This is a genomic window from Paenibacillus sp. SORGH_AS_0306 (assembly GCF_030819345.1).
Classification (GTDB): domain Bacteria; phylum Bacillota; class Bacilli; order Paenibacillales; family Paenibacillaceae; genus Saccharibacillus; species Saccharibacillus kyungheensis.
Genome location: NZ_JAUTBP010000001.1, coordinates 2001711 through 2019046 on the forward strand (window position 1 = coordinate 2001711; position 17336 = coordinate 2019046).

Consider the following 17336-nt stretch of genomic DNA (forward strand, 5'->3'; position numbering starts at 1 on the left):
TATTTGTTCTTTCGACATAATTCATTCTTTACCCGCAGATAAGGTATTCTCAAACAATATGTAAATATATACAAAAACCCTTTACCACATAAATAGGTAAAGGGCTCTTATTGATAAAATATATACTACGATATCCGATAATTATAGATCAAAATATTACATATCCCTTTGTCATCCAAAAGGATAGTTATCAAATCTTAATCTTCGAACTCTACGTTGTGATAGACCTGTTGTACATCTTCCAAATCTTCAAGTGCATCAATCAATTTCTCGAATTGTGCATATGTCGCTTCATCAGGAAGAGTCAGGTAGTTTTGTGGTAACATCGTCAATTCAGCAACCGTAAATTCAGTTACACCCGCTTCTTTGAACGCTTCTTGTACCGCATGGAATTGATCAGGTTCTGCATAAACGATTACCGCTTCATCTTCTTCAAGAATATCGCGTGCGTCTACATCAGCTTCCATCAGAATTTCCAATACTTCATCAGCCGTTTTGCCAGTGATTCCGATAACAGCTGTAGAATCGAACATGTAAGCTACAGAACCAGCTACACCCATATTACCGCCATTTTTGTTAAAAGCAGAACGAACTTCTGGTGCAGTACGGTTTACGTTATTGGTTAACGCATCTACGATAATCATCGAACCGTTTGGACCAAAGCCTTCATAACGAAGTTCAGCATATTGCTCATCCCCACTACCTTTTGCTTTTTCAAGTGCACGATCAATAATCGCTTTAGGTACGTTATATGTTTTTGCGCGTTCTACAACGACTTTCAAGGCACGGTTAGATTCTGGATCTGGATCGCCTTTTTTCGCAGCTACATAAATTTCAACTCCAAATTTAGCGTATACACGACTTGTGTTAGCATCTTTTGAAGCTTTTTTCTCTTTAATATTATTCCATTTACGGCCCATAGTTATCCCGCTCTCTTTCTAATATTAAATCTATATAATCAGTCAGTGTATAATTATACTCGTAAAAAGATGCGTGAACAAGTTCATTCCTGCTGTTTTTGTTCATTTTGGTTCATAATAACGTATACATGAAGTAAACGCTTGATGACAATAGCACTCTTTACCCATATCTATTTGCCTTACAGAAGGAATGTTTTATCATGGTAATTTGATAAATGTGATAATCGACATAGGTTATTCTATTCTTCTGGATCATATACAAATGCAAACTAGATCGCACACAAAATGCAAAAAAGCACCACGATATAGATAGTGATATCCATACTGTAGTGCTTCTTAGATGACATGTATTTACGTTGCTTTTATAAGCATATGAATAGACTCGCTTATGACTATGCAAAACGATATTTATGTACCTACTTTAAATCAAGCATCATTTACAGCGATCCACCTGTTTTGAACTTGCGAATATTGACGATAATATTATAGATGGTGCCTACAATATACACAGCAAGTAATACATAAGCGATCAGATTGGCTCCAGAAGACTTAACATAGATCAGTAGATAAAGAGCAACAAAAAGAAATTCAGTATTGATAAATACAAACAACAGCTTTTTAGCGATTTCTTCCGGTGTGAAAGCAAGAATAGCATTATTTTCGACAACAGTCTCACTTTGCGTACGCTTTTTACTCAAGCTCATCCAGCGTAATCCGGTGATGACAATTCCTACAGCAATCAAACCAATCACTATCAATAAAGCAATCTCCAGCTTGTTCATTTGATTCTCCTTTGAAGTAAATAAAAAGTAGGTGATCTTCTTTTTTTCCAAATAATGATAGACTTCGTTTTACATTATACAATAACTTTTATATCAATATATACATTTAAAAATAATCAACAAAAAAGAGTGCTTTAGAGCACTCTTTTGCAATCTATACATACATTTGTTGATCTTAAAATACTTTTGTTGTCCAATCTTCACAGTTCCAAGTCTCTGTCACGATATCACGATAGAATTCAGGTTCGTGAGAGATCATCAAGATACTGCCTTTGTATGCTTGAAGTGCACGTTTTAATTCATCTTTGGCATCGACATCCAAATGGTTCGTCGGCTCATCGAGTACCAGAATATTGGTCTCACGATTAATTAATTTACATAGACGTACTTTTGCTTTTTCGCCACCGCTGAGGACAGCAATTTTACTTTCGATATGTTTGGTCGTTAGACCACATTTCGCCAGTGCAGCACGAACTTCAAATTGGGAATACGAAGGGAACTCTTTCCAAATTTCTTCGATACAAGAATTGTAGTTATCGCCTTTCATTTCTTGTTCAAAGTAACCGATTTGCTGATGTTCTCCACGTTGCACTGTACCTGAAATAGCTTGAATTTCGCCCAAAATACTACGTAGCAAAGTCGTTTTACCGATACCATTCGCACCGACCAATGCAATTTTCTGACCGCGTTCCATTTTGAGATCAAGCGGTCTGGACAATGGCTCATCATAACCAATAATCAAATTGTTCGTTTCAAAAATTAATTTACCTGCGGTACGACCGACTTTGAAGTTGAACTGTGGCTTCGGACGTTCTTGCGCAAGCTCGATCACATCCATTTTATCCAGCTTCTTCTGACGGGACATCGCCATATTACGAGTGGCTACACTGGCTTTGTTACGTGCTACAAAATCTTTCAATTGTGAAATTTCTTGCTGTTGACGTTTGAAAGCTGATTCTAACTGTTGCTTTTTCATTTCGTAGACTTCTTGGAAATAATCATAGTCGCCAACATAACGGCTTAATTCTTGATTTTCCATATGATAAATAATATTAATTACACTGTTCAAGAATGGAATATCATGTGAGATTAGAATAAACGCATTTTCATAATCAATCAAATAGCGCTTCAACCATTCAATATGCACTTCATCCAGATAGTTGGTCGGCTCATCTAGCAAAAGAATATCTGGTTTTTCAAGTAGCAATTTGGCAAGTAACACTTTGGTACGTTGACCACCACTCAGATCGTTTACGTCTTTGTCCAGACCGATATCAGTTAATCCCAGACCACGCGCTGTCTCATCGACTTTGGCATCGATCAAGTAAAAATCCTGGTTGGTTAATGTATCTTGAATCGTACCTACTTGCTCTAGCAATTCTTCTAATTCTTCAGGAGTCACATCTCCCATTTTGCCGTACATATCATTCATTTCTTGCTCCATATCAAGCAAGTACTGGAAAGCGCCTTTTAATACATCACGAATACTCATGCCTTTATCCAGCACAGCATGTTGATCCAAATAACCAACACGTACCCGCTTCGACCATTCCACTTTACCTTCGTCTGGCTGTAATTTACCAGTAACGATATTCATAAAAGTAGACTTACCTTCACCATTCGCTCCGATTAAGCCAATATGTTCGCCTTTTAACAGACGGAACGATACATCTTTAAAAATAGCACGATCACCAAATCCGTGACTTAACTTCTCTACATTCAATATACTCATGGTTGATATAACACCTTTTCTGTTAGACTTTTTTCCTCGTTTTATTATAGGGGGAAATCGCTAACAACTCAACGGAATAATCTCATGATGTACGAATAATTAGTAAGAATATACAAAAATCCTTTACAGCATCAACGGCACTGTAAAGGATTTTTGAACAATCATATCAATCTACTCTTCTATAATAAGCATTAAGCATGAAATTGCATACCATCTAATACTTCTGCTACATACCCTGCACGAATCACAAAATCACCGAAATGTTCGCCAGCGATCCGTTCTTTGGCATATTGATTGACCATTGGACGTAGTGAATTTAGAATCTCTTCTTCGCCAATATTTTCTTTGTATAGCTTGTTCAGACGATGCCCTGTAAAGCTACCAGCTAGATACATATTGTATTTACCTGGAGCTTTACCGATAAATGAAATCTCAGCCAGTGCCGGACGTGCACATCCATTCGGGCAACCGGTCATCCGAATCACGATATCTTCATCGCGCAGACCTGCTTCTTCTAAGATCGGTTCGATTTTGTCGATCAATTCAGGTAAATAACGCTCAGCTTCTGCCATCGCCATTCCACATGTTGGTAATGATACACAAGCCATCGAATTACGACGAAGCGCTGAATAATGAGCACCTGCGGTTAATTGATAACGCTCAATCAGTTCTTCTATCTTTTTCTTTTTGCGACTGCTTACATTACCGATAATTAGATTTTGATTGGCTGTTAGACGGAAGTCACCATCGTGAATTTTGGCAATTTCACGCAAGCCCGTCATCAATTGATAATCACCATCATCCATAATCCGTCCATTTTGGATAAATAAAGTTAAGTGGGATCTACCATTGTTCCCTTTCACCCAACCGTAACGATCTCCATTATGGTCAAAATGGAATGGACGTGCACTCTGTAACTGCCAGCCTAGACGTTCGTGCAATTCATCCACGAACCACTGTAGTCCGCGATCATCTATAGTGTACTTGAAGCGAGCATGCTTACGTACAGCACGATCACCATAATCACGTTGAATGGTAACTGTTTTCTCAGCAACATCAATCATTTGCTCTGGTGTACAGAAGCCGATTACTTTAGACACTTGCGGATAGGTTTTGTCATCTCCGTGTGTCATTCCCATACCGCCACCAACCGAAACGTTAAATCCGAGCAGGACATCATTTTCGATCACAGCGATAAACCCTAAATCTTGTGAAAATACATCAACATCATTAGAAGGCGGAACTGCAATCCCAATCTTGAACTTACGCGGCAAATAGACGGCGCCGTAGATCGGTTCTGGATCTACCTCATTGCTGTCGATAATCTTTTCTTCATCTAACCAGATTTCGTGGTAGGCTCTTGTTTTGGGATCTAAATGTTCACTGACTTTGCAAGCCCATTCATACACTTGAGCATGAACATCTGATTGATATGGATTCGGATTGCACATTACATTACGGTTCACGTCACCACAAGCCGCAAGTGTGCTTAGTAGCGATTCATTCACTTCACGAATCGTATTTTTGAGATTCCATTTCAGCACACCATGCAACTGGAATGATTGACGGGTCGTTAAGCGAATCGTATCATTGCCGTATTTATGAGAAATGCTGTCCATCATCAGCCATTGTGCAGGAGTAACTACACCACCAGAAGCACGCACACGTAGCATAAATTGATACGCAGGTTCTAACTTTTGCTTATTACGTTCGGTACGCAGATCACGATCATCTTGCATATAGCTACCATGATGCTTCATCAGACGGTTATCATCTTCTGGAATCGAACCGGTAATTGGATCTTTCAATGTTTCTTCTAAGCTACCTCGTAAATAATTACTATTGCGTTTAATATCCTCAACATCGCTATGTGCTCGATCATGCGGAGGATATGGTTTTTCTTTTTCTAGATTCCCCATCTAACTGTCTCCTCTCGATATCTACAGAATGATTGACGTTCAACCGTTTGGAACCTTGAACGTTTAATACACATCCCGTTGATAACGTTTTTCCTGTTGCATACATGTTAAATATTCAGTCGCTTCTTCAGGGCTTAATTGACCTTCTTGAGCGATAATTTTTTCTAGGGTCAAATGGACGTCGTTCGCCATCTGTTTCTCGTCACCACACACATAGATAGCTGCTCCTTCTTGAAGCCACTCGAACAACTCTTTACTACGTTCTAACATACGGTGTTGTACATATACTTTCTCAGCCGTATCGCGTGAAAAAGCAACATCCATTCGTGTTAATACACCATCTTTAAGCCAGCGTTGCCATTCGGTCTGATACAAGAAATCGGTCGCAAAATGTTGATCTCCATAGAACAACCATGATTTACCGGAAGCTCCTGTTTCTTCACGCTCACCGACAAATGCTCTAAAAGGAGCGACTCCTGTACCCGGCCCAATCATAATAATCGGGGTATCTGGATTCTCTGGCAGACGGAAATTATCGTTATGTTGAATATAGACCGGCAATGTATCACCAGCTTCCAGACGTTCTGCTAAATGTATAGAACATACTCCATACCGTTCACGACCTCGTGCTTCATAGCGTACAGCACGTACAGTCACATGAACTTCTTCTGGAAAAGCTTGCGGACTACTTGCAATTGAATACAATCGTGCAGGAATTTTACGTAATACCGATGTGAAATCTTGTGCAGATACACCTGCAAATGAATGATCTTGTATCAGATCAAGCAGATCGATTCCACTGATATAAGTACGTAGTTCTTGTTCACGACCAGGCGCTACTAATGCTTTCAATTCATCACTTGCAGACAACGCTGCTAATTGCTGGACAATCGGCTTCGTAACGGTTGTAATCTCATAATGATGAAGCAAAGCTTCGTGTAGAGAAGCTTGATCTCCATGCTTGCTGATCGTAACCACTTCATCACTATTCCAGTTCATCGCAGAGATAATGTCACTTACCAGTTGCGGATGATTCTGTGGATACACACCCAGACTATCACCAGGTTGGTATTCTAAGTTAGAACTTTCTAATGAAAGTTCTATATGACGGGTCTCCCGACTGGAACCTCGTCCATTAAGATTTAAGTTTTCGAGCACTTCTGCTTGAAAAGGATTGGTACGTGTATATTCAGACTCTACTGCTACACTAGCAGTAGCCGAAGAATTTACAGCTACAGCAGGGCTAGACGTCTCCGCAGATTGCGTCAAAGCTGTCAGTACATCGTTCATCCATGCTGTCGCTGGTTCTTCAAAATCCACATCACAATCGACGCGTGGTACAAGACGTTCTGCACCCAGTTCTTCTAAGCGTTTATCGAAATCTTTTCCAGTCTGGCAAAAGAATTCATATGACGTATCGCCCAATCCAAGCACTGCAAAGCGTGCATGATCTAATTGAGGCGCTCTTTTACTATGCACAAATTCAAAAAAAGGAATCGCATTATCCGGCGGATCTCCTTCTCCTTGTGTACTTACCACGATCAGCAGATTTTCTACTTTTTTCAACTGATTAGTCTTAAAATCACCCATCGATGAAAGTGTAATCTGAAAACCTTGCTCTTCTAATTTTTTCGCCATTTTTTTGGCTAAACCATTACTATTTCCGGTCTGTGATCCAAAAAGGATTGTAACGTCTTTGGAAAGGGTTACGGTTGCTTGTCCATTGCTTGTTTCTACTGGCGCAGCAACAGCGTTTGCTGTTGTCGGACCTGCCGCTGATTCAGGCAATGCTGCAATATATCCACTAAGCCAAATACGTTGTGTTGTATTAAGTGTAGGCAGAAGACGATTAAGCAGATCGACCTGCTCTTGATTAAAAGGACTATTCATCACTTGAAGTTCCAACAATATCCACCCCATCTGTAGCATCCTGCGATACTAATTCCTAGTATTGTGATCAGAATTAATTTACTCCTTTGAACTTATCATAGTGCGATGTAACGGTCAATTCACTACCAATCAGAATGCCTTATAGTACTTATCAGTTCTGCTGATAAACGTATAGCAATAATTCTTCACTATACATCTAAATTAACGAGCAAGATGAAGTTGTTGCTGTGCAAATTCATAAAATGCGATAAGATCAGCTTCAGAAGTAAAGGTAGCTTGCGCTGAAAGATCACTTCCTCCGCCTTTTCCATGAAAAGTAGCTAGATGTTCTTTGAAAAAAGCACCGCATTTTAAATGAGGATGACCGTTTTGAGCTAAAAAGACTTTGTATTCGCTTAATGTTGCGAACAGCACTGTCACTTCTTGCTCGGCGATCAGCGTAGCGGCGATCCGTTGTAAGTCTGATAATGTTTTGTGTTCAAATATATGTGTTATGTGTTGATTTTGCATCTGAGATAATAATTGATTGGATTCATAAGTATCGTTAGCTTTACGCAATTGTTCTAATTCAGCTTTCAGTTGTTGTTGATCTTCTTCCCATTTGCCAAAGCGTTCCAAGATATCTTTGCGACCTGTATTAAATTTGGTAGCAAGCGTATTCAAAATATGCAGACTGTCATTATAATCAGCAAGTGCACGGGCACCACATTTGAAATAGATACGGATACTGCCTTTTTGCTTTTCAGCTTTGAATAGTTTGATAAGTCCAATCTGTCCGGTACGTGACACATGCGTTCCTCCGCAAGTATTGTATTCGACGCCTTCTATTTCGACGATGCGGATATCCTCGGTCACTTTCGGCATTTTCACTACAGGTAATTGAGCTAATTGCTCTGCATTAACAAAATAACTGCTGACAGCTAGATTATCGTAAATTCGCTGATTGACTGCTTGTTCAAGTGTAGCTAATTCAGTGTCATTCATTGATTTACGATCAATATCGATCGTGACCATATCTTGCCCTAAATGAAAACTGAGTGTAGGTGCATTGAATAATTGTAATGCTGTAGCCGACAATAAATGTTGTCCGGTATGGTGCTGCATATGATCCAATCGACGTTCCCAGTTCAATTGACATTGCGCTTCATTATCATTTGGTAATTGGGACACTTGATGCCAGATATACTCGCCTTCTTTGACAACATCTAACACATCGATCTGATTGATCGTCCCTGTATCACAAGGCTGTCCTCCACCGTGCGGATAAAAAGCAGTCTCTTCCAGCCGAACAAAGTACTGATTATTTTGTTCACGACGTTCTACAATCATTGTTGTCCATTCTCTCAAAAATGAATCGTTATAATATAAAATAGCTGACATAATCATTTCCTTTCTTTATCCAATGTATACGTTCTAATTCACACTTTATTATCATATCTTCCTTATACATCAGTCGTCTAGTGAACATGCTTCTGTAATCTGCTTTCAAGCCTAACAAAAAAACGTTAATAAAATACCTGCAACAGAACATTCTACTGCTCTGAATACCGATACTTCACTAACGTTTTATTGATTTACTGGATATGTTTGATCATTTTACTATGATTAATACCCACTTCTGTAAAAGGTTCTCCAACTGATGAATAATGAAGTTTCTTATAAAAAGGAATAGCATTCTCACGTGCATGTAAAATGATCGTACGATATCCTTTTGCTATAGCGATCTGTTCTGCTAATTCGACTAGCTTTTTGCCAACTTGCTTACCTCGAACAGCTTCACTTACAGCGACTTGCTTCATCTGGATGACTTGCTGATCGATTGGACGCAATAAAAGAACACCTATAGTATCTTGCTCCAGAGTCGCGCAGATATGAATATCGTTACCTTCTTCTTGCCAGAGATCGTCCCATATACTGAGCCCCAAAGGTTGCCGTAATACTTCGTCACGCAATGCTAGACATGCACGATATTGATCTGTATTCCATTGTATCTGCTGCACGATTATATTTTCCATAGTTCCTCCTGAGGACTGGTTTACCCTGTTTGGCTTTTACTGCGATTAGAACGACTTGGATGATGCTTTAATAATAACTTCATTTTAGGTTCAACTAACCATTTGAATAGAAAACGAATACTGCTAAATGATAACAACATCGTTAATATGATCCCGAAAGGAATTAACAGTAACTTTTCGGTCGTCGTTGTAAAATGAGTATAAAAATCACTGGCTGTCAGTACTAACACAATAAATCCATGGAGCAGGTATGTATACAGTGTGTTGGTTCCCATGGTTGATATCCATGGAAGTTGGCGCTCAGGAATTAAGATCATTATCATTCCTCCAATCAACACAGCAGCACCATATACAGCGATCCGATATATACCTGCGCTCCATTCGTCATGCCCTAACGATTCATACGAAAAGCTTCCAAAAAACCATTCTTTTTTGTACTTATATCCATACGAAGAGATCATTACATACGTAAGGATCAATCCAATACTTGAATAGATGCGCATCCGGGTTGTACGTAATCGATCAATCCATGATTTATCTAAATAATAACCGATGAGAAAAAATGGGAAAAACACAAGCGTCCGTGACACACTAGCATAATATTGTGCGTCATTAGCATATCCTGCTAGTATCGCTATCCCAATTACGATCGGCAAAGCATAACGAATACGAATGATATAAGGCATTGCTACTTTCCACAAAATCATACTAAAAAAGAACCACATCAACCAGTACGGAGTAAAATAAGAAAATTTCAACTCTGCTCGATCATAGATCCAGAAATCAAATAAGGAATATAACGATTCAAATAGCAAATAAGGCACGATTAATCGACTGATCACTTTGTTCAAGTAATCACCACTACCGATATTTTTAGCAAAGTAACCGGATATCAGTACGAATAGTGGAATATGAAAAGTATAAATCATCAAATAAATCGGTCGTAGTAGCGGATCTTCATTTAACGGCTCGATCAAATGACCGATTACTACTAGCGTAATCAGAAGAAATTTCAAATTATCAAAATAATAATCTCTCGTGTTCATCTCTTTCGCTCCTTTGCCAGAAAACACACTATTGCTCAACATCTGAACAGCAGTCACTTCTGGTTCTGTGCTGAGAGGGCACGTTGTATCATCGTCTCAATATTAATTTTATTGTAAATTTATGCATGTTTTACCCTGTAAATTTATCAATGAATCGTTAACACATTGCGTATGATTATAACAGTGCTTGTATAGCGATGCCACTTTTGCAACCATCGCAGCATATAGAGGGATAGCAAAAAGCTCTGTTCTATATCGAAGCAACAGAGCTTTTGAGCATTATTTTGGGCGGCGTGGAATACGTATTTATACTAATGTTGTGATCGGCTGATATTGGTATACAAAATGATAATGACCGGAGCCGATCGTTATGATGATTGTGCTTTGCATTTCTTGTATATTATGAATGCCTTCAATCTCATGTAATAGCTGACCGTTTTCTTGAATAGAGGACAATATTGCATGATCCAGTACAATATCAGCGGTTGTATTAGCAGGAATGATTACTTCTAACTGTCGCTGATCCGCCTGCTCAATCCAGCTAGATTGAATTTTGCCATAAGCAGATTCCAATATAGCACTGGCAGAAGTAATCTCTCCTTCGCCATATCGCGGATGAATTTTACTTTTTTTGTAGGCAGGTATACTTTCGTCCATATCTAGTCCAGCCACATAACGATACAGCCATTCTCCAATAGCTCCATAAGCATAATGATTATACGAGTTCATATCATCCGGCCAGAATGAGCCATCTGTCTTAATGCCGTCCCAGTGCTCCCAGATCGTGGTCGCTCCTTTGGAAAGAGGATATAACCAGGATGGATATTGCTCTTGAAGCAATAATTTGATCGCTGTAGCGTGGTGTCCATGATCTGACAAAGCAAAGCATAGATACGGTGTCCCTACAAATCCAGTCGTTAAATGATAATCATTTTTGATCACAAGATTATTCAATTCGGTTGCCGTACGCTGTTGATCACGTTCTTCTAACAAATCAAACATTAACGCTAGCGCATGTGCAGTCTGAGTCGGCGCAGCTAGCCTTCCTGCGGGTGTCACAAATTCATGACGGTATGCCTGAATAATCTGCTCCAGACGCTCACTGTATAATTTCACATCTGCTGCTTCTCCCAATACTACAGCAGTATCCCGTACAATTCGGGTAGAATATGCAAAATAAGAAGTCGCAACCAAATCGACAGGTGTTGCTCCCATATAACTATTTTCTTTGGCATCCAGAGCTAACCAATCTCCAAAATGAAATCCTGTATTCCAGAGATAATGATGACTACCTTGATTGTAAATGTAATCAACCCATGCTTTCATACTGCTATATTGTTCTTGTAATAGGTTCTGATCTCCATAATGTAAATACATAACCCACGGACAGATTACAGCCGCATCTCCCCATGCCGCTGAAGCAGGGAGCTCAGTATCTCCTTTTTCCTCGTCCAGTACACTTAATACATCAGGTATAACAAAAGGCACACTACCATTTGAACGTTGATCTGCACTCAAGTCACGTAACCACTTTTGGAAAAAAGGAGCGATATTATAATTGAACGCAGCTGTACGTATAAATACCTGTGCATCCCCTGTCCAACCCAAGCGTTCATCCCGTTGCGGACAATCTGTAGGCACATCAAGAAAATTCCCTCGCTGTCCCCATACAATATTACGCTGTAATTGATTAATCAGAGGATGAGAACATTCAAATGAACCTACAATCGGCATATCCGAATGCATGACCTCTCCTGTGACCATCTCCAATAGTTGCTGATCGGTAAGGTGATCTAATCCTTCAATCTGGATATAACGGAAGCCTTGAAATGAAAAGCGTGGCGCATGATTAATCTTACGGTCTTGTTGGTCATTAGCGATATAATGAACAGCTTGCTTGGCAGTTCGCAAATTACCCCGATAAAAGTTACCTTGTTGATCCAAAATCTCAGCATGATGTATAACATAGTGCGTATTGGCAGGTATTATACCTGTTACACGTATGCGACCGACCATATTTTGCCCCATATCCAATACCGTTTCTCCGGCAGGCGTATGTATCACTTCTACAGGAGTCAGTATTTCTGTAACACGAACCGCCCAATTTTCTTGAGCGATCAGATAATCATAAGGCAATTCGGCTACTTTTACCCCTGACCATAAAGAATCATCGTAGCCAGGTTGATCCCAATCTGGTTGTTCTAAGCGAGCATCATAATGTTCTCCATCGTAAATAGATGCTAACGTTATTGGACTAGGTGCACTATGCCATGATGTATCTGTACCGATAATCTCTTCTTTGCCATTTTCATAACGAACATGAAGTTGTAACAATAATGCTTTGTGTTCTCCATAATGCTGACGCTTATTTTCCCAACCGAGACGACCGGTATACCATCCATCAGCTAGACTGATACCGATTGCATTATCTCCTGCTTGTAGATACTTTGTAACATCGTAAGTCTGATATTGGTGACGATGAGTATAGCTAGTCCATCCCGGTGTGAACCATTCATCGCCTACACGAGTCCCATTAATAGACAGCTCATATAATCCTGCTGCTGTCGCATAAATACGCGCAGAACTTATATTTTCAGTTAATGTAAATGATTTACGTAATTGAAAAACAGATTCTAACTGCGGATGATGCCATTCTTCTTCAGGAGTGATCCATTGCGCTTGCCATTCTGTATGATCTAGCAGAGCAGTCTCCCACCACTGTATCTCACTCCATGCTGACGTTCTTCCCTGTTGATCTTGAATCTGTACACGATAATAATAACGCGTGCGAGATTGTAAAGGTGAACCTGCATACTTGACTTGAATCGATTGATCACTAATGACGATTCCTGAATCCCATAGCAGTTGTGTCCAATCCTCGTTATCCAATCCAACTTGTATATGATAGCTATACTGCATTGTGGATCGTTGATTAGATTGAATAATCCAGCTAAATTGAGGACGAAGATGATCGCTACCTAACCAGTGAGTACGATATTCACATTGCAGTTGTATCACTTCTAATCCATTATTTGAAGCAGACTGATGATCCATACGATACACGCTCCTTCAATCGTTAAGATAGATGCTTATGCTCTCAATAAGCGCACTTGAGATGCTTTCTTTTTTATCATACGATAGTTGTAAGCGTTTAAAATGGGCTATTCAGACATATTCAAGTGGTAAATCGGACATTAGAAAGGATGGGAAATAATACGATGACGATCAAACGTAGAATCGATACGCTAATAGGTGATTACTTTTTTACGAAAGACATCCCAATCTATATTAATCGGGTAGCCGAATCGTATGAACTTCATGAACATGTGCATGATTTTTTGGAATTGAATTATGTCAGTGAAGGTACAGGCAGTCATGTGATCAATGGCGTCTCTTCTCCTGTCAAAAAAGGAGACCTTTTTCTGTTGCCGATGGGCATATCGCATGTATACCGTCCATCGCCTGCTAGCGATGCTGATCCGTTGATTGTGTATAATTGTATTTTCGATGCCAATTCGTTATTAGAGGTATTGTCTACGTATCCGGGGAGTGAAGTCCTAAAGCCTTTGTTAACTGATCAGCAGTATCGTTATAGTTATGATCGATTTCAAGAATTTCATCGGTTATTTCAACAGGTATACGAAGAGTATCATCGCGAACGAGCAGGCTGGATAACGGCTGTGTATACGTATGTTATTCAAATTTTACTGTTGTTGCATCGATCAGATACTGAAAGCGAAGTCTTACTACCACCATCTTCTTCTACATGGGAGGATGTTCTACACGAACTTCATACTCATTACCATCAGTCGATATCAGTATCAGAGATTGCCGCCAAAATGAAGATTAGTGTTCGTCAGCTTCATCGGTTATTTGTAAAACATACCGGTTCATCGATGTCTCATTATGTACAGATGTTACGAATTCAAGCAGCTTGTGATCTATTACGTACGACAGATCAGCAAATAAGTGATATTTGCGAGCAAGTCGGCTACCATGATGTATCTTATTTTCATCATTTATTCAAAAGAAAAACCGGCTCTGCTCCGAAAGCATATCGCCGGTTTATTCGTTCTATAGATCATACCCAATAATTAACTATTTACAGTGTTACGAATCTCTGCCACTTCACTAATAATTTCATAAGAGCGTAGTCTAGCTTGATGATCATATAACATTCCTGTCACAATCAATTCATCGGCTCCTGTATCTGCAATAAATTGTGTTAGTTGTTGTTTTACTTTTTCAGGGCCACCTTTGATTGTCGATCGTAGTTGTTTTTCTACAGCATCTTGTTCATAAGGTGTCCATTTGCTAGACATATCTGTAGGTGGTTGAACTTGACCTGTTTTGCCACGAATAATATTAAGGAATTGCTGTTGCATAGTCGTACCTAACCATTCTGCTTCTTCATCTGTATCAGCAGCGATCGCGTTCACACCGACCATAGCATACGGTTCTTGCAAAATAGCTGAAGGTTGGAAATGATGACGATAGACGGCTAATGCACGCTGTGTATAATCAGGTGAAAAATGACCTGCAAAAGCAAACGGCAATCCTTTTTGACCTGCTAATTGTGCACTAAAGTCACTAGAACCTAATAACCAGATCGGAATACTCAAGCCTTCACCCGGTACAGCACGAATCGGTGCATGATAAGAAGTCGCTGACGCATCGAAAAAGGAAGTTAATTCTTCCAGCAATTCTGGAAAGTCTTCTCCGCTATCCAATTGTCTACGCAAAGCAAGCGTTGTACGACGATCACTACCCGGTGCACGTCCAAGACCTAGATCAATCCGTCCTGGATACATAGATTCAAGCGTACCAAATTGCTCTGCAATCACAAGCGGAGCATGGTTAGGAAGCATAATTCCACCTGAACCAACACGAATTGTTGAAGTTCCAGCCGCTAAATAACCGATCACTACCGAAGTTGCAGAACTCGCAATCCCTGGCATATTATGATGCTCTGCTACCCAGTAACGATTGTATCCCCATTTTTCAGCATGTTGTACCATATCAAGGCTATTTTTAAAAGCATCTGATGCTGTTGCTCCTGCTGTTATCGGTGCAAGATCAAGTATAGATATGGGTATATTTCCTAATTTATTTGTAGAATGTGATGAATCTGATTGTTGGTGTTGTTCAGACATAATGAATACCTCCTTCTTGTTAATTATGGATGGTGTTATGGATTCACTATCTCTATAGTATACACCTAATTGTTATTAATTATAAGTTATTTATTAAAAATAACTAAATATAATTCAATTTATTCTATATTTCGTAATACATCTTCTCCGCAAATCACCTGATTACGACCTGCTTTTTTCGCTTCATACAGATGATGGTCTGCTAAAGCCAGTAATTCTGCACTGGATTGAGCTTGATCTGTAATCGTAGAAATACCGATACTTGCTGTCACCGGTAAGTTGCCTGTAATGGGACTCCAATCTGCTGAACGAATCGCTTCACACAACATATTGGCATATACTCTACCTTGCTTGAGATCTGTTTCTGGAAATACAGCTACAAATTCTTCCCCGCCTATACGTGCTACAGCAGCAGTTGAAGGAATCGTAAGCGATAAGATTTTCGCGACATGAACCAGTACAATATCTCCTACTTCATGAGATAATGTGTCATTGATTAATTTGAAAAAATCCAGATCGATCATAGCGACAGTCAGAGGTTGCTCCAGCAGAATACAACGCTCTAACAATTTGTTCATATGCACATCCATAAAGCGGCGATTATGCAGACCTGTCAAAGGATCGCGTAGCGCCATTTCTTTAAAATACTCGCTATCGCGTTTGGCTTCTTCTGCATCATATACAATTTGTAAAATACGTGCCCGGGTCTCGCGCTGAGTGGAACGCAATGTTTCATTTTCTTTAAAAAACAAGCGATGTTCTTCATAAGCTTCTTGATACCGATTAGAAGCCGCATACCATTCTGAACGTTCAAGTCTGACTTTAACACTCAGACGTGCCAGTCCATGTTCTTCCGAGATATGTGCAGCTTCTCGTAGCGTTTTTTCAGACTCTTCTAATTTGCCTTGTAGACGTTGCGCTTTGGCTAGCGTTAACAAACATTCTGGTAAAGTAGCCAGTTCTCCTAACTTACGCGTTCCTACAGGTTCATGAAGCATCGGTTGCAATGTTTTCTCCGCTTCTTCTGGACGACCGGCTTGAATCTCAATCACAGCAATCGTATCTAATTGTTGCGCTTCTAAAGGCACTTTATATTTAACACTTAATTCGCGCATTTGAGCGATTAATTCTAACGTTTCAGGAATATTTTCACGTTCATACTGGGTATAGGCCATATTATTTAAAACAAACATCGAAATTTGAAAATCATTCGTAGCGGTTGCGATCTCTAATACTTCTTGAAAACGATGTACCGAATCTTCATATGCCCCTACCTCATCCAGTGTTAACGCAAGCGTCATCAGATGATCTGCACGAATCGGCAGTGAAGTGTCCTCTGGCAAGTATTTAAAAGCAATCACAGCATTTTCTAATGCACTTTCATTATCTCCAATACGTCTATAAAAAGCAGCCAGTAATCGATGACTGCGAGCTAACAAATAATGATGGTTATGATCCAAAGCCCATTTATTGATTTTACGAATTTTGCGTCCGCCTTCAGCAATTTTACCTTGTCTGCCCATAATATCGGCATGGATAAGCTGAGTACGAATAATCAGGTCTTCTACATCAAGAGATTTCGCAATTTCTAGACTTTTACGAACTTCATATACAGAAAGATTGATATTGCGGTAAGGCATCATTTCAAGCGTATCTAACATGTTGGCAAAAGAAGCAGGAGTATGCACAACGGATGTATCGCTTAATAAGGATTTGGTATGCAATTCAAGATTGAATGTAGATTTGTCCTGATGGGAAAAATGGGAATGATTATATTTTTCGGACAAAATAGTTCCTCCTTATAGCCTGTCATCATAAGATCATCATGCATAGTTTTTTATAAAATGAATCTGTATTGGATAGGTTGAATGTACGTTTT

Annotated in this window: 12 protein-coding genes; 1 reads left to right on the forward strand and 11 read right to left on the reverse strand. The window is 39.5% G+C overall.

Translation table 11 applies throughout. The features are described 5' to 3' along the window. Positions 1-197 precede the first annotated feature (197 nt). The 9 genes from QE450_RS08600 to QE450_RS08640 form a co-directional block, all read right to left on the reverse strand. A complete protein-coding gene (locus QE450_RS08600) occupies positions 198-920 on the reverse strand; it encodes a YebC/PmpR family DNA-binding transcriptional regulator (RefSeq protein ID WP_273612415.1) in 723 nt (240 codons plus the stop codon). Positions 921-1357: 437 nt separating this feature from the next. Further along, positions 1358-1702 (reverse strand): hypothetical protein, encoded by a 345-nt coding sequence (locus QE450_RS08605; RefSeq protein WP_307298545.1) that lies wholly within the window; start codon positions 1700-1702, stop codon positions 1358-1360. 175 nt (positions 1703-1877) lie between these two features. Beyond that, positions 1878-3434, reverse strand: coding sequence for a ribosomal protection-like ABC-F family protein (gene abc-f, locus QE450_RS08610; RefSeq protein ID WP_273612417.1), 1557 nt, complete (start codon positions 3432-3434; stop codon positions 1878-1880). Positions 3435-3625: 191 nt separating this feature from the next. Then, positions 3626-5353, reverse strand: a complete 1728-nt coding sequence (gene cysI, locus QE450_RS08615; protein ID WP_307298549.1) for an assimilatory sulfite reductase (NADPH) hemoprotein subunit — start codon at positions 5351-5353, stop codon at positions 3626-3628. Between the two features lie 63 nt (positions 5354-5416). Next, positions 5417-7258, reverse strand: a complete 1842-nt coding sequence (locus QE450_RS08620; protein ID WP_307302640.1) for an assimilatory sulfite reductase (NADPH) flavoprotein subunit — start codon at positions 7256-7258, stop codon at positions 5417-5419. Positions 7259-7444: 186 nt separating this feature from the next. Then, positions 7445-8623, reverse strand: coding sequence for an alanyl-tRNA editing protein (locus tag QE450_RS08625; RefSeq protein WP_307298552.1), 1179 nt, complete (start codon positions 8621-8623; stop codon positions 7445-7447). A gap of 194 nt (positions 8624-8817) precedes the next feature. Next, complete coding sequence (locus QE450_RS08630; protein WP_307298556.1) at positions 8818-9258, reverse strand: GNAT family N-acetyltransferase; 441 nt, start codon at positions 9256-9258, stop codon at positions 8818-8820. 20 nt (positions 9259-9278) lie between these two features. Next, complete coding sequence (locus tag QE450_RS08635) at positions 9279-10304, reverse strand: acyltransferase family protein (protein WP_301262366.1); 1026 nt, start codon at positions 10302-10304, stop codon at positions 9279-9281. A 306-nt stretch (positions 10305-10610) separates the two neighbouring features. Further along, positions 10611-13358, reverse strand: coding sequence for an alpha-L-rhamnosidase (locus tag QE450_RS08640; RefSeq protein ID WP_307298560.1), 2748 nt, complete (start codon positions 13356-13358; stop codon positions 10611-10613). A gap of 164 nt (positions 13359-13522) precedes the next feature. On the opposite strand from QE450_RS08640, the gene QE450_RS08645 reads away from it, so the two are divergent. Then, positions 13523-14398, forward strand: a complete 876-nt coding sequence (locus QE450_RS08645) for an AraC family transcriptional regulator (RefSeq protein WP_307298562.1) — start codon at positions 13523-13525, stop codon at positions 14396-14398. Here QE450_RS08645 and QE450_RS08650 read toward each other — a convergent pair whose 3' ends face one another. Both QE450_RS08650 and QE450_RS08655 read right to left on the reverse strand, forming a co-directional pair. Then, positions 14399-15457, reverse strand: coding sequence for an LLM class flavin-dependent oxidoreductase (locus tag QE450_RS08650; protein WP_274169913.1), 1059 nt, complete (start codon positions 15455-15457; stop codon positions 14399-14401). Positions 15458-15576: 119 nt separating this feature from the next. Then, positions 15577-17244, reverse strand: a complete 1668-nt coding sequence (locus tag QE450_RS08655; protein ID WP_273612425.1) for a GGDEF domain-containing protein — start codon at positions 17242-17244, stop codon at positions 15577-15579. Positions 17245-17336: the final 92 nt, after the last annotated feature.

Bases quoted from the DNA above. Each gene is read 5' to 3' on its own strand.
- abc-f (WP_273612417.1), bottom strand. From the start codon at position 3,434: ATGAGTATATTGAATGTAGAGAAGTTAAGTCACGGATTTGGTGATCGT.
- QE450_RS08600 (WP_273612415.1), bottom strand. From the start codon at position 920: ATGGGCCGTAAATGGAATAATATTAAAGAGAAAAAAGCTTCAAAAGAT.
- cysI (WP_307298549.1), bottom strand. From the start codon at position 5,353: ATGGGGAATCTAGAAAAAGAAAAACCATATCCTCCGCATGATCGAGCA.
- QE450_RS08630 (WP_307298556.1), bottom strand. From the start codon at position 9,258: ATGGAAAATATAATCGTGCAGCAGATACAATGGAATACAGATCAATAT.
- QE450_RS08640 (WP_307298560.1), bottom strand. From the start codon at position 13,358: ATGGATCATCAGTCTGCTTCAAATAATGGATTAGAAGTGATACAACTG.
- QE450_RS08625 (WP_307298552.1), bottom strand. From the start codon at position 8,623: ATGTCAGCTATTTTATATTATAACGATTCATTTTTGAGAGAATGGACA.
- QE450_RS08635 (WP_301262366.1), bottom strand. From the start codon at position 10,304: ATGAACACGAGAGATTATTATTTTGATAATTTGAAATTTCTTCTGATT.
- QE450_RS08645 (WP_307298562.1), top strand. From the start codon at position 13,523: ATGACGATCAAACGTAGAATCGATACGCTAATAGGTGATTACTTTTTT.
- QE450_RS08605 (WP_307298545.1), bottom strand. From the start codon at position 1,702: ATGAACAAGCTGGAGATTGCTTTATTGATAGTGATTGGTTTGATTGCT.
- QE450_RS08650 (WP_274169913.1), bottom strand. From the start codon at position 15,457: ATGTCTGAACAACACCAACAATCAGATTCATCACATTCTACAAATAAA.